The 14072-nt window shown below is 60.5% G+C and carries 7 protein-coding genes; 6 read left to right on the forward strand and 1 reads right to left on the reverse strand.

Translation table 11 applies throughout. The features are described 5' to 3' along the window. Positions 1-53: 53 nt before the first annotated feature. From DW136_RS06805 to DW136_RS06825, 5 genes are all read left to right on the forward strand, one after another. A complete protein-coding gene (locus tag DW136_RS06805) occupies positions 54-1316 on the forward strand; it encodes an MFS transporter (protein WP_117629937.1) in 1263 nt (420 codons plus the stop codon). 109 nt (positions 1317-1425) lie between these two features. Further along, complete coding sequence (locus tag DW136_RS06810) at positions 1426-2289, forward strand: HAD-IIB family hydrolase (RefSeq protein WP_233505713.1); 864 nt, start codon at positions 1426-1428, stop codon at positions 2287-2289. A 121-nt stretch (positions 2290-2410) separates the two neighbouring features. After that, the gene (locus DW136_RS06815) at positions 2411-3121 is read left to right on the forward strand and encodes a TetR/AcrR family transcriptional regulator (RefSeq protein ID WP_040358972.1); all 711 of its coding nucleotides are present in this window, start codon (positions 2411-2413) and stop codon (positions 3119-3121) included. A gap of 11 nt (positions 3122-3132) precedes the next feature. Then, on the forward strand, positions 3133-7923 hold the full coding sequence (locus tag DW136_RS06820) for a 2-hydroxyacyl-CoA dehydratase (protein ID WP_117584130.1): 4791 nt from the start codon (positions 3133-3135) through the stop codon (positions 7921-7923). Positions 7924-8404: 481 nt separating this feature from the next. Then, positions 8405-8854, forward strand: coding sequence for a hypothetical protein (locus DW136_RS06825; RefSeq protein WP_147329328.1), 450 nt, complete (start codon positions 8405-8407; stop codon positions 8852-8854). Positions 8855-8979: 125 nt separating this feature from the next. Here the strand turns inward: DW136_RS06825 and DW136_RS06830 are convergent, their stop codons facing one another. After that, positions 8980-10119 carry a DUF389 domain-containing protein gene (locus DW136_RS06830; RefSeq protein WP_117584128.1) on the reverse strand — a complete coding sequence of 380 codons (1140 nt, stop codon included), beginning with the start codon at positions 10117-10119 and terminating at the stop codon, positions 8980-8982. Positions 10120-10529: 410 nt separating this feature from the next. Here DW136_RS06830 and DW136_RS06835 point away from each other — a divergent pair, with 410 nt between their 5' ends. After that, positions 10530-13937, forward strand: a complete 3408-nt coding sequence (locus DW136_RS06835; protein ID WP_118289320.1) for a CAP domain-containing protein — start codon at positions 10530-10532, stop codon at positions 13935-13937. The last annotated feature ends 135 nt before the right edge of the window (positions 13938-14072 follow it).

Raw genomic sequence — 14072 nt, forward strand, 5'->3', positions numbered from 1 at the left:
GCCCTTTTCAAGTCATTAAATACATACTAGTGGTATGTATAGGGGGTGGGCTTATGGCTGGGCTGAGAGACGTCGGTGTCTCGTTGAAATCAAAAACAGTGCGGTCAATCAGGCTCGCGGAACTTCTGGTTGCGCAGCTGTGCACGTATTCGATGCTGTCGGCGCTGTGCTTTGCGTATCCACTTTACTTGTTCGATCGCAGTGGATCGTCAACGTTATATGGCGTCGTCGCGGCGATAGCGTTCATACCCGGCGTACTTGCAACTCCGGTTGGCGGAATCTTGGCGGATAGGGGAAGACATCGCGAGGTCCTCGTGTCCCTCGGCATTGCTCTGATGACTGCATCACTGCTGTCTATCCCCATGAAGCACTCATTGCCTCTTGCGGTCGTCGTAGTAGCGATACTTTGTGTTCAATATGGTTCTCAATCGCTGCTGAAGCCAATGCTCCAAATTGAGACGGTGCGCATGGCGGGTGAAGAGAAGGTTGAGCGGGCCACTGCATTGGTTTCGCAGATGACCATGGTGAGCAATATCTTGGGCCCTGTGGTCGGGACGGCAGTCTATGGGTACTTTGGCATCGATGCTCTTTGCACAACCGCGTCGGTGGCGTTTGCGATTTCAGCTCTCTTGTTTGGGGGCGCGCTCAAGCAAAATGCCTCATTTGAAACGATGGGAGACGGCGCGACTCGTACGACATGCCGAAACGATTTTCGGGAGTCGATTCGGTATCTGTTGCAAAATGCATTATTGGTCGCTGTGATTTTGCTTGCGGCAGTTTTGAACCTTGCGTTGGTTGGGCTAATGATTGGCGCTCCCATTATTGTTACAAAGCATCTCGGCATGCAATCGTCCTGCGTTGGGATAGTTGAGGTGGCTATGGGCTTGGGTGGTCTTGCCGGCAGTGGCTTGGTCGGCATTTGGCCGCATCGTTTTTCTTTCAATGGCATATGTCGATATGTTGCGATGATCTGTTTTGGAGTCGCACCGATCATTGTCACGCTACTGTTCGGCGCAGATGCATGCATGCTCACCGTGTTTGTGGTTGGTTCGGCATGGGTCATGGTGTGGGCGAGCATTGCGTCGGTTGAAATCATCGCGTTTGTTCAGCGGGCAGCGCCGACTGAGCTCTGCGGAAAAGTGCTTTCGGTCGTTTACATGGTCCTTTCCTGCGCAATACCTATCGGCCAATTGACGTACGGGGTTGCATATGATCGATGGACACCGGCGATTGTATTCGCAGCCATGTTGGCGGTGCTGACGTTGACGACGGCTCTGTTTTATCGGCTGAAAAATCGATTGCGGCGATTGTCTTAACGCGCTGGGGCACCGTGAATTTGTGAAGGCGGTGGTACGCCGCGCCGGGACGGCATTGTTTGGACATGCCTCTCCTTCGTCTACAATATCGGGCAGACGAAGGAGAGGCATGTCCATGATCAAGATGTTCGCGAGTGACTTAGACGGAACGCTGCTGAACGCCCTGCACGAGGCGGATGGGACCATCCGCCGCGCCATTCGCGAGCTGGCTGTGGCTGGCCTGCACGTGGTTCCCGCGACTGGACGCTCGACGTTGCCGATCGGCGAGCATGGCTTTACGGGCTTGGCGCTTGACGCCTGCTGCTCCAATGGATCCATCGTGCGCGACAGCCATGGCGAGGTGCTCAAGACTTGGACCATCGATCCGCAGGTCACTGAGGAACTGCTCAAGGCGTTCCCGGACATTTGCTTTGATTGTTCCACGCCCGATGGCATGTACTCGAGCGGTTCGTTCGAGATGCATCAGGCGGGCTTTAAAAAGGACAGTCCCATCAAGCGCATCGTGATGCGCGGCATGCGTGCGCGCGGCGGGTATCACGAGGAGCAGTATTTCGACCAGTCGATCGGTGACATCCTGCGCCACGATGTATGCAAGATCAATTGTCGCGTGACCTCGCCCGAGCTGGAGCGCGACCTTAAGGCGTATCTTGCCGAGCGCTCGGACCGTGTGGTCAACGCGCCGTTCGATCCGGTGATGTTCGAGATCACGGACGTGGCGTGTAACAAGGGCGAGAGTGTGGCCTGGCTGGCGGGCTACTACGGCATTGCCGAGGACGAGGTCGCGGTTTATGGCGACGGCGGAAACGACATCGCCATGCTCAAGCGTTTCCGCCACAGCTACGCGACCAAAAACGCTAGCGATGCAGCCAAGGTCGCCGCGAGCGCAACTATCGGCAGCTGCATGGTCCACGCCGTCCCCAAACACATGCTCGCCACCATGCATAAGCAGAGCTCCCGCACCATCATCGAATAATGTGACAAAGGGACTGCCCCCTCGTCACATTCCAAATATTGCCTTTACGTGTTGATGCACACGGTGTGCAATAATACTCGCACTGTGCAATAGCGCACAGGCTGAGTAACAAGGAGGACGCTTGTCCCAGCTCGAGAAATGCGATCGCCGGTCCCTTCGCTCGCAGCGTGCCCTTCGCCAGGCACTTGCCAGCGAGCTTGCCGAAAGCGGCGACCTTTCGCGCATTAATGTCGCGTCGCTCACCGAGCGCGCCGGCCTTACGCGCCGCACGTTCTATTCGCACTACCGCGATATCCCCGACTTCATCAATCAAATCGAGGACGGCTTGCTGGCCGAGATCCGTGAACGCATTGAGCTCATCACCGCAGCTCAGCTGCCCGATCTCTACCACAACATCGATGAACTCGAGCCGGCGCCCGGTTCGGTTGAACTGCTGCGCTATCTTGCGGCCAACCGCGACTTAATCGGTGCGCTGCTGGGTCCGGGCGGCGACCAGGCCTTCATTAAAAGGATCATCGACACCGCGCGTGAGGCTGTGGTGCCGCGTGCGCAGACGGGCATTTTGGGCCTGGCGCTGGGCACGTTCTTTGACTACTACGTCACCTACGTCGTGAGCGCCGAGGTCGGCATGATTCAGCGCTGGTTTGAGCGTGGGCTCACCGAATCGCCCGAGGCCATGGCGCGCATTATGACGGTGCTCGCTTTTGTGCGCCCTGGTGACCTGTATGGCCAACCCATCGATATCAACGTGCCGGAATACGGCATGAAGCTATTGAACTTGCAGCTCGAGGACGCGGCCGACACCGCCGCAACCGTCGAGTCCAACAACTAAGAGGAGAGACAATGAGCAAACTCGTCGAGGGCATCAAGGATCGTATGGTCGCTGCCGCACGCGAGGCCGCGCCCGCCGTGGTGGACGCCGCGCAGAAGGCCGCGACCGCGGCTGCCGAGAAAGTTGCCGAGGCAGTTGCCGATGCCAAGAACGCGGCAGGGGAGACGCTCACCGCTGACGCAGCCACGCCCAACGTTGCCGAGTCCGTAACCGCCACCGCCGCCCACGCCCCCGAAGGCGCGATCTTCAACCCCGAGGCCGCCCGCGGCAACCTGCACCTGGGCATCGACGTGGGCTCCACCACCGTCAAGCTTGCCGTGCTCAACGATGACAACCAGATCGTCTACGCCAAGTACCAGCGCCACCACACCGACGTCCGTGCCTGCGCCCGCGATCTGTTCGAGGGCGCCGCGACTGTGCTGCCGACGGCCCAGATGACCTGCGCCATCACCGGCTCGGGCGGTCTGCTGCTGTCCCAGTGGCTCGACTTGGAGTTTGTCCAGGAGGTCATCGCCAGCAAACGCGCCGTCGAGACCCTTATCCCGGCCACCGATGTCGCCATCGAGCTGGGCGGTGAGGACGCCAAGATCATCTACTTTGACAACGGCATCGAGCAGCGCATGAACGGCACCTGCGCCGGCGGCACGGGCGCGTTCATCGATCAGATGGCCACTCTGCTGCACACCGACGCGAGCGGCCTCAACGAGCTCGCGGCCAACGCCACCACCATCTATCCCATCGCCAGCCGTTGCGGCGTCTTTGCCAAGACCGACGTGCAGCCGCTCCTCAACGAGGGCGCCCGCCCCGAGGACGTCGCCGCTTCCATCTTCCAGGCCGTCGTGACCCAGACCATCTCGGGCCTGGCGTGCGGCCGTCCCATTCGCGGTAACGTCGCCTTCCTGGGCGGCCCGCTGCAGTATCTCTCCGAGTTGCGCCACCGCTTCTACCTCACGCTCAACCTGGACGAGGAGCACCGCATTGTGCCCCAAAACGCCCACCTGTTTGTGGCGAGCGGCGCTGCCATGGCGCACGAGTCCAACAAGCTCAGCACGTTCCCGCAGCTTATCGAGGCCATCGACAGCCTGGGTGACACGCAGGGTGCCGAGGTCGAGCGCCTGGATCCGCTCTTTGCCACCGACGAGGACTTTGCCGAGTTCAAGAACCGCCACGACCAGGAAGTCGTCCCCAAGGGTAAGCTCGACGGCTACACCGGCCGCGTGTTCATCGGCATCGACGCCGGCTCCACTACCATGAAGGCCGCGCTCGTGGGCGAGGACGGCCAGCTGTTGCACACCTGGTACGGCAACAACAACGGCGACATCCTGGGCACGGCCAAGGTCATCATGGCCGATTTCTACAATCACATCCCTGCCGGCTGCACCATCGGCCACGTGACCACCACGGGCTACGGCGAGGCGCTGCTCATCGAGGCCCTCAAGGCCGATTCCGGCGAGATCGAGACCGTCGCGCACCTGCGCGGCGCCAAGGCATTCCTGCCCGGCGTCGAGTTTATCCTGGACATCGGCGGCCAGGACATGAAGTGCCTGCGCGTCAAGGACGGCGTGATTGAGCACATCATGCTCAACGAGGCCTGTTCGTCGGGTTGCGGTAGCTTTATCGAGAGTTTCGCCGTCTCTATGAACATGGACGTGCGCGCGTTCGCCGATGCCGCCATCCATGCCAAGGCCCCCGTCGACCTGGGCAGCCGCTGCACGGTCTTTATGAACTCGCGCGTCAAGCAGGCGCAAAAGGAAGGCGCCACGGTGGGCGACATCGCGGCCGGCCTGTCTTATTCCGTCATCAAGAATGCCCTGTTCAAGGTCATTAAGCTGCGCGACCCCAAGGAGATCGGCAGCCAGGTGATCGTCCAGGGCGGCACCTTTATGTCCGACGCCACGCTGCGTGCATTTGAGCAGCTCACCGGCGTGCACGCCGTGCGCCCCGACATCGCCGGATGCATGGGCGCCTATGGTGCGGCCCTGCTCGCCCGCGATCGCGCCGGCGCCGACGGCACCTCGACCATCCTCTCGGCCGAGGACATCGCGCACCTCACTGTGACGCAAAAGCACGTCCGCTGCGGCCGTTGCTCTAACAACTGCCAGCTTACCGTCAACGACTTTGGCGGCGGCAGGCGCTTTATCACCGGCAACCGCTGCGAGAAGGGCGCCGGCCACAAAAAGCAGAAGACCGAGGCACCCAACCTCTTCAAAAAGAAAAACGAGCTGCTCTTTGACCGCGAGGTACTGAGCCCCGACGAGGCCCCGCGTGGTACCGTCGGCATCCCGCGCGCGCTCAACATGTACGAGAACTACCCCTTCTGGCATGCGTTCTTTACGCGCTTGGGCTTTAGCGTGCAGCTGTCCGACCAGTCGAGCAAGAAGACCTACCAGGCGGGCATCGAGTCCATGCCGTCCGAGAGCGTGTGCTACCCGGCAAAGATGAGCCACGGCCATGTGATGAACCTCATCGACCGTGACGTCGACTTTATCTGGATGCCGTGCGTGCGCTGGGAGCGCAAGGAGGACCCGACCGCCGGTAACTGCTACAACTGCCCCATCGTCATGAGCTATCCCACGGCGCTGGCGCTCAACATCGACGAGATCCGCGAGCAGAACATCGAGTTCCTGTACCCGTTTGTGCCCTATCACGATAAGACCGAGCTCAAGCGCCGTCTGTACCAGGTGCTCGCCGTCGACCGTGTGGCCGATGCGCAAGCCGGTCGCGGTCGCGTGCGTGGACCCAAGATCACGCGCTCCGAGGTCGATGCCGCCGTCAACGCCGCCTTTGAGGCCGACGCGCGTTTCCACGAGGACATCCAGACCATGGGCGAGGAGGCCCTTAAGTGGGTCGAGGACCACGGTGGCCATGGCATTGTGCTCGCCGGCCGCCCCTACCATAACGACCCCGAGATCAACCACGCCCTGCCTGAGCTTATCTCGAGCTTTGGCTTTGCTGTCTTTACCGAGGATTCGCTCGCGCATCTCGTGAAGCCCGAGCGCCCCATCCGCGTCGTCGACCAGTGGATGTACCACAGCCGCCTGTACGCCGTCGCCCGTTTTGTGACGATGCGCAACGACCTGGACCTGATCCAGCTCAACTCTTTCGGCTGCGGTCTGGACGCCCTGACCACCGATCAGGTGCAGGAGATTCTGGAAGCCAGCGGCAAGATCTACACCGTGCTCAAGATCGACGAGGTATCCAACCTGGGTGCCGCGCGCATCCGCATCCGCTCGCTCATGGCCGCGCTTAAGGACCAGGAGGCCGAGCGCCTGGCCGAGGCCACGGCCGCGGGCGAGGCCTACGAGCAGGGCGATGCCGCGCCGGTGGCTCCCTCCAAGGATGCCCCCGCGTTCGCGAGCCGCAAGTACACGTTCGAGGCGCAGCGTGAAAGCGCCTCGACCGCGTGGCCCAAGGTGCCCTTTACCGAGCAGATGCGCGAGGAGGGCTACACCATCCTGTGCCCGCAGATGGCGCCGATCCACTTTGACCTGGTCAAAGAGGTGTTCCGCGGTGCCGGCTACAACTTGGAGCTGCTGCCCTCGACCGATCACGATGCCGTCGAGGCCGGCCTGCGCTACGTGAACAATGACATTTGCTACCCGTCGATCCTGGTAACGGGCCAGATTATGGAGGCCATCGAGAGCGGCAGGTACGATCTGTCCAAGACGGCCGTGGTTATCAGCCAGACCGGCGGCGGCTGCCGTGCCACCAACTACATCGCGCTCATCCGCAAGGCCCTGCGCGAGAGCGGCCACCCCGAGATCCCGGTGATCTCGCTTTCGGCCGTGGCGCTCGGCGAGGACAACCCCGGCTTTAAGATTACGCCGGCGCTGCTCAAGCAAGCAGTCTACGCGGTGCTCTTTGGTGACGTGATGATGCAGATGCTCTATCGTTGCCGCCCGTACGAGGCTACGCCCGGTGCCGCCAACGCGCTCTACGAGGAGTACATGGCGCGCGCCCGCAAGCTGGCGCCTAAGTTCAACAGGCACAACTACACCAAGCTGTGCCGCGAGGCCATCCGCGCGTTCGACACCATGCCGCTCGTGGGCGAGGGCACCAAGCCACGTGTGGGCGTGGTCGGCGAGATCCTGGTCAAGTTCCACCCCACGGCCAACAACCACGTGGTCGATGTCATCGAGCGCGAGGGCTGCGAGGCCGTGGTGCCGGGCCTGCTCGACTTCTTTCTGTACTCCATGAGCAATGCTGAGTTGCAAAAAGACGAGCTAGGCAGCTCTGCCACGACGCGTGCGGGCATGCAGGCGCTCATCAAGCTTGTGGACTGGATGCGCACGCCGGTGGAGGAGATGCTCGAGAAGTCCCGCCGCTTCGAGGCACCCGAGCGCATCGGCACCATGGCCGACAAGGCCCGCACGGTGCTTTCGGTGTGCAACAACATGGGCGAGGGCTGGCTGCTCACGGCCGAGATGCTCGACCTGATCGATCATGGCGCGCCCAACATCATCTGCACGCAGCCCTTCGCGTGCCTGCCTAACCATGTGGTGGGTAAGGCCGTGATCAAGGAGCTGCGCCGTCAGCACCCCGAGAGCAACATCGTCGCGGTGGACTACGACCCCGGTGCATCCGAGGTCAACCAGCTCAACCGTATTAAGCTCATGATCAGTGTGGCCAAGGAGAACATGCGCGCCGGTAAGGGCTTTAAGCTCGAGAAGGTGGCGCCGCTCGCGATGGACGAGGTCACCGGCCAGATGCGTGCTCATGACGGCTGTGTGAGCTGCGGGCCGGCCAGCGAGGAGGCCGTGGCATCGGTCGCCGAGCGCCTGGGACGCGGCATTAAGAAGTAACTGGCCTGCTTTGTGCTGGATATGAGACAAACGGGTGGTAGCCGTACCGGCTGCCACCCGTTTTTATTGCACATATGTTGCGTAAATAGCGTTGCAGGCGCCTTCAGCGGACTCGGATTTCGGAAGTATGCGGCAAAATTTGAATAGGCCGAGCACACTGGATATGCCCAAGCTTTGTACCTGCGGTTTTATTGGTGAAAAACCGGGGTGTGCTCGAGGGCTCCGGAATTTGCCGCATACTTCCGAAAACAACGTCTCGGTGGCACCAAAAATTGCCTCCAGAACCCTGAGATAATGAACATATGTAGCCGTTCGCCGCAAATTATCGTCCGTTCATGGAACCTATCTCCAACGAGTTGTAACCATATGGTTTGATGTTGGAAACATATGATTGCCGGCAGGCCGTAGGTGACGTTTGCCCTGATATCGGAGGTTCCGGGTATGTTTTGTGCTCCGTTAAACAACTATCGGTTGGGCTAACATGGATCGCCGTGTTATTTCGATAACCCTTGCGGTGGTTTGCCTGGCTGTGCTCCTGGGCGCTGCAGGGCAGTTTGCTATAAATCGAGAAACATCCTATATGCAGGAATGCGTTTCCGAAGGCTTTGCCATTGACGGTTACTATCGGGATGACAAAACGAGTCGGGAAACCCTGGCTTTTCTTGAGGAGGACAACTGTCGATGGCAGCTGGTCGACCAAGACGGAATCTGCACAGACGGGCAGTTTAAGCGTACGGATGACCCCAACATCCTGATATTAAAGAAGGAAAACGGTGAAGAATTCGGTGCGGTCCACGTGGCGTACTTGTCACGCCGACGCGATCAGGGCTTGCTCTACCTATTTAGAGATACCAGGGTGACCCGTTTTTATCTGGTGAGTACCGGTCCGGCGTTTACGGTGGAGTCTGGCGATGTCGATGCGGACAGTTGATTCACGGCAATAAAACAGCGAGCGGGGCTCGGGTGTGAACTGCACCCCGCAATTTGCTCGTGTCCGTATCGCGTCTGTGCCTTGTCGTGGCTTGCGTCCGTGCGAGCATTCATCCCGCGCCGGCATCACTTCACATCAAACTCCACGCGATCGAGCTCGGGCACGTTGAGGTCAATGAGCTTGCGGGCGACGTGACGGTCGTGTGCCCCGAGTGTCTCGCTCGTCGTCACGTGGGCGACGATTTCGCGCTCTACAATGCCTTCCTCGTCCCCTTCGGTGGCCGAGGTCTCGACGGCGACGGTGTAATCCTTAAAGCCCGGCAGCACCGCGGCAAGCTCGCGTGTGGTCTCGGTGACGCCGTAGCCGTCCTGCACGCCGACCTGCGCCGAGCCAATAGACCCCGCGGTCATAACGATGCAGGGGATGGCAAAGATCACCGTGCCCACAATAATGCGGCGGCGCACCTTGCGTGACAGCTCGTCGACCTCGGCATTTTCCTCAGCAGTCACAATACCGTCGCCGTTGAGGTCGCGCTTGAGCGGCACACGCAATAGAAGTAGTACGGCTTCGGCAGCCAGTGCGATAAAGACCACGTTGATGCCAAACTCGTAAAGCGCCGAGAGAAACAGCGACCCGCTTGCGATGGCGATGCCGTAGCCCGCCGCGCACAGGGGTGGCATGAGCGCGGTCGCCACGGCCACACCGGCGATGAGCGTGGCGGGTTCCTGGTCGCGCGAGTTGCCCAGGCCGCCTGCAAAGCCGCCGGCGAGCGCGACAGCGAGGTCCCAGACAGTTGGTGTCGAATTGTCGATAATGGCGGCCGTGGTGGTGCCAAGGGGCGAGAGCTTAAAGTACAACGTGGATGTGACCAGGCAAAAGGCCATTTGCAGCGCAAGGCTGGCGACGGCTTCGACGGTAATCTCGCGGTCGAGCGTGGCAATGCCGTATGCCATGGCAAGAACCGAGCCCATGAGCGGGCAGATGAGCATGGCGCCCACGATGGCGATGTCCGAATCGATATCGAGGCCGATGCTCGCGATCAACATGGCGATGATGAGGATGCATAGGTGGGAGCCGGTCAGACGCGCCCCGTTTACAAAACGCTTGCGGATCACGTGATAGGGCGCGCGTCCCTCGCGAATGTTGAATGCGCGCTTTAGGAAGCGGGTGGCGTTCTCCATGGCCTCACTATGGGCAGGGCGGATGCCGTGGCGCCGGTGATGGCGTTCGCGCAGCCGCTTGATCTGTTGTTTATCGAGTTCCATGTCCACCTCGTTTTGGCAAGGGCCGCGTATCCCGCCCGTCGCCCTTACTCTACACCGTGGCGGGCGGGGTGTCTGTTGGATGCGGAATCCGATAGGGCGGATGACGCGGGAGCAAATGCAAATCACAGGCTCAATTCGATCCCGCAAGAATATGATGCGCCAGCTCCTACATATGTGACGAAATTGTGAAGCACGAGAGCGCGAATTTCAAAAAATCCGCTGGTGACCAATGTTGCGCAACAGAATTCAAAAATCAGCTCCTACATTTTGAAGCGTATGGATACATCCGTGTCAAAGGGAGAAAGCCATGGCAAACTACAGTCCACAGCACTTTGAGCCTCGGGCCAAGGCCGTCAACGTCAAGGGCGTTGCTAACCGCGCCGTCGCAACCGTTTTGACGGCGGGCCTCATTGCTCAGCCGCTCATGTCGCCGCTGGCGGCAATCGCCGCACCGTCAACCGGTAACGGCGATTCTGTTCAGGGGGGGGGGTAGTTCTGTAGAGAACACCGTTGCCGCCGGTAACCAAGCGGTCGTAAAGACGGCTGCCCAGCTGGCCGAGGAGTCGGCAAAGCAGCTCAAGGACGCTCAGGCCGCCTACGATGCCGCCCAGAAGAAGGCCGACGCGGCGGGCCAGTCTCAAAAGCAAGCGCAGCAGCAAAAGAATCAGGCCTCGCAGGCCGTGACCGATAACGCCGCCGAGCAGAACGAGGCCGAGGTAGCCGCGCTTCAGGAGAAGATCGACGAGCTTAAGGCAGCCGTCGAAAAGACTGAGCAGCAGCAGAAGAAGCTGGGCAACCTGAACGATCAGCTCGAACAGGCCAACAAGAGTGTCGAGGATAAGACCCAGGCGCTCAAGGACGCCAAGGCAAAGCAGGATGAGGCCAAGAAGGCCCTCGATGATGCCCAGGCCAAGCTCGAGGCCATGGGTATGGACGAGTACGAGGCCGCCAAGAAGGCCGTCGAGGACGCGCAGGCAAAGCTCGATGACGCCAATAAGGCCGTTACTACTGCACAGGACAATCTGGACCAGGCCAAGGCTGCCGAGGCCAGCGCCCAGCAGGAAAAGCAGAATACCGAGGCAGCTTTGACGACTGCCCAGGCCAAGAAGCAGGAGACTGCCGCTGCTCTCGCAGCCGCAACCACCGCGCGCGATAACGCCCAGCAGAAGTTCGACCAGGCGCAGGCCGCGCTCGATGCTGCCGTCTCGGGTACGGGTGTTGACCTGAGTGCGCTTGAGGCCGCCAAGAAAGCTGCTGCTGGTGAGCTCAAGACCGCGCAGGCGGAGCTCAATGTCGCGACGGATGCCGACGCCACCGCACAGACAAATCTGCAGGCCGCCCAGGCTGCCGTCGCTGCCGCGCAGGAGAAGGCCAACGCCGCCAACGCTGCTGTGGCATCTGCCCAGTCTGCATACGATGCGGCAAACAAGGAGTACAAGGACGCGGCCAGTAAGCGTGACGCCGCGAAGACGGCATACGAGCAGGCCCAGCAGACCGAGGCCGACAAGAAGGCGGAGTACGATAAGCTTGTCGAAGTTCGCAAGCAGAAGCGCAGCGAGTGGGAGGCAGCCTGCGCTGCTTCGAACGCCGCGGAAAAGGCTTATGACGCTGCTAATGTCCAGGTTGAGGCTCTTGAGCAGCAGATTGCTGACCTCAAGTCCAACATGACCGTTGACCAGGAAGTCATCAGCCAAGGTATACTCGGCTTCATGAACTATATTAGCGACGGCAGCCAGTTCACAGCCACGCAGAAAAAGAACGCCCAGGACGCCGTATCGATGCTGACCGGTGCCGCTGACAAGGCCGAATGGTATGACCAGTACGTCGATCAGGACATGTCTCGCGACACCAACCCGCTTTCCTTGGAGCAGATGCGCAACGCCCTGACATATCTCGACACCCAGAACAACCTCCGCAAGGCGAACGGTCAGTCGGCGCTCAGCGTCAGCCTCCGCATGACTGTGGCAGCCGCCCTTAATGCATCATATTCATCGAACATCTGGGGACACTCGGACTGTTACTTCGACAATGGGGAAAACCTTGCTGGCGGCGGCGGCGCATATACCGGCGGCGAGACTGAGGACACTCTCGGATGGCCCTATACCGGCCTCTACACTCAGGAGAAGGTTAATTACGAGAATTGGATTAAAAAGTACGGTGTGGATAGCGAGGCCGGCAAAGATCTCATGGCTCATCGCTATGATTCGTACTATATCTACCAAAACTATTACGATGTGTATCACGGTACAAAAGATAAGAATGGCAATCAAAGAGGAGACACCTGCGGGCACTATCTCAACATTATCGATTCCGCTACGGTGGCTATCGGTATCGCGACCGGTAGCGGTAAGAACACCGATTCCGAGGTAACCGTATTCGATTACAGCGCTGATGATACTCAGGCTGATTTCACTGTCTCCGAGTTCAAGAAGCTCGTGAACGACTACATCGACTCTGCCTATAACGCTGGCGGCACGCAGGCGCAGAAGGCGCAGCTCAAGGAGCTTCAGGGCAAGCTCGCCGAGGCGCAGAAGAACTTTGGAACTACTAGGAAAGCTTACTTCGCAGCTGTAAACGGGCAGGATGCCGCCCAGGACGCTTTCACCGCAGCAGATGTGAACATGAACACCGCCAAGGGTGAGTACGAGAAGGCTAAGTCCGACACCGCCGCCGCGAAGACGGCATACGACGCCGCGAAGGACGCACTCGGCGGAATCGACATCGAGTCCCTCAAGCAGAACCTCGATGCCGCCAAGAGCAAGGCCGCTACTGCCCAGGCAGCTCTCGATAAGGCAAACGCCGCGCTTGCTGACAGCAAGACGAAGGCAGCCGATGCCGCTGCTCACAAGGCGAAGGCTCGCAGCGCCCGCGATGCCGCCAAGGCAAAGTCCGATCAGGCCAATGAGGCGTATGACAACGCCACTGCTTCGGTCAAGGACCTTACCGCCAAGCGCGATGCCGCCAATACGGACCTTGCGAACAAGCAGGGCACGCTAGGCGAGGCCAAGAAGGCCGACGACACTGCCCAGGCTGACGTTGACAAGGCTCAGGCCGCAGATGCGCACGCCGCGACCGCTCTTTCGGACGCCAAGCAGGCAGTTGCCGCCAAGACGCAGGCCCTGTCCGACGCACAGGAGAAGGCTAAGGCCGCCGAGGGCGAGCTTGCCACCGCACACAAGGCCTTCGAGCGCTTCGCCGGCGCTCAGAAGGTGGTCGACGACGCCAAGGCCGCCTATGACGCTGCCGTCGCCGGTGTCGCCGATGCCCAGAAGCAGCTCGAGGCCGCCAACGAAGCCGTCGTCGATGCGAACCTCGAGATCGTCAAGACCAAGGCCGAGCTTGCCAACGACGAGGCACTCAAGGCCGATCTTGAGGCTGTCGACCACAAGGCATCCCTTGCCGCGGGCACGACGGGCAACGAGAAGCTGGTCAAGTTGAACGCTGCCTACGCTCGCTATAAGGCCGCCGTCGATGCCGCCGCTGGCCTCAAGGCTGCTCTGAGCGATGCCGATGCCAAGCTGTCCGATGCCAACGACGCCTATGCCGCCGCGCTTGCCGAGCTTGGCGATGCCAAGGATGCCCTGGCTGCCGCGCAGGCCGAGTACGACAAGTATCATCCCAAGGCTGAGCCGCAGGCCAAGCCTCAGGTTGCGCAGACTGCTGCAAAGGCCCCCGTTGCCAAGAAACAGGCCGCGCCTGCCGCGCTCGCCCAGACCGGTGATGACTCTGCGCTTGCGGGCGAGGTCTTCGTTATCGGCGGTATTACACTCGTGGCTGCGGGTGTGACGCTGGGCGATCGTCGCCGCAAGCAGATGTAGCGTTTCGAGCGTAGATTCTGCAACGAACTTCGGTTCATAGCAGGAACGCTTCGATAGCTAAACCGATAAGGCCGGCGCGCTGTCATACGCAGCGCGCCGGCCTTTCTTTGCGTTGGTATCAAAAAGCCCGGTCGG

The sequence above is a fragment of the Collinsella sp. AM12-1 genome (assembly GCF_003472325.1).
Taxonomy (GTDB): domain Bacteria; phylum Actinomycetota; class Coriobacteriia; order Coriobacteriales; family Coriobacteriaceae; genus Collinsella.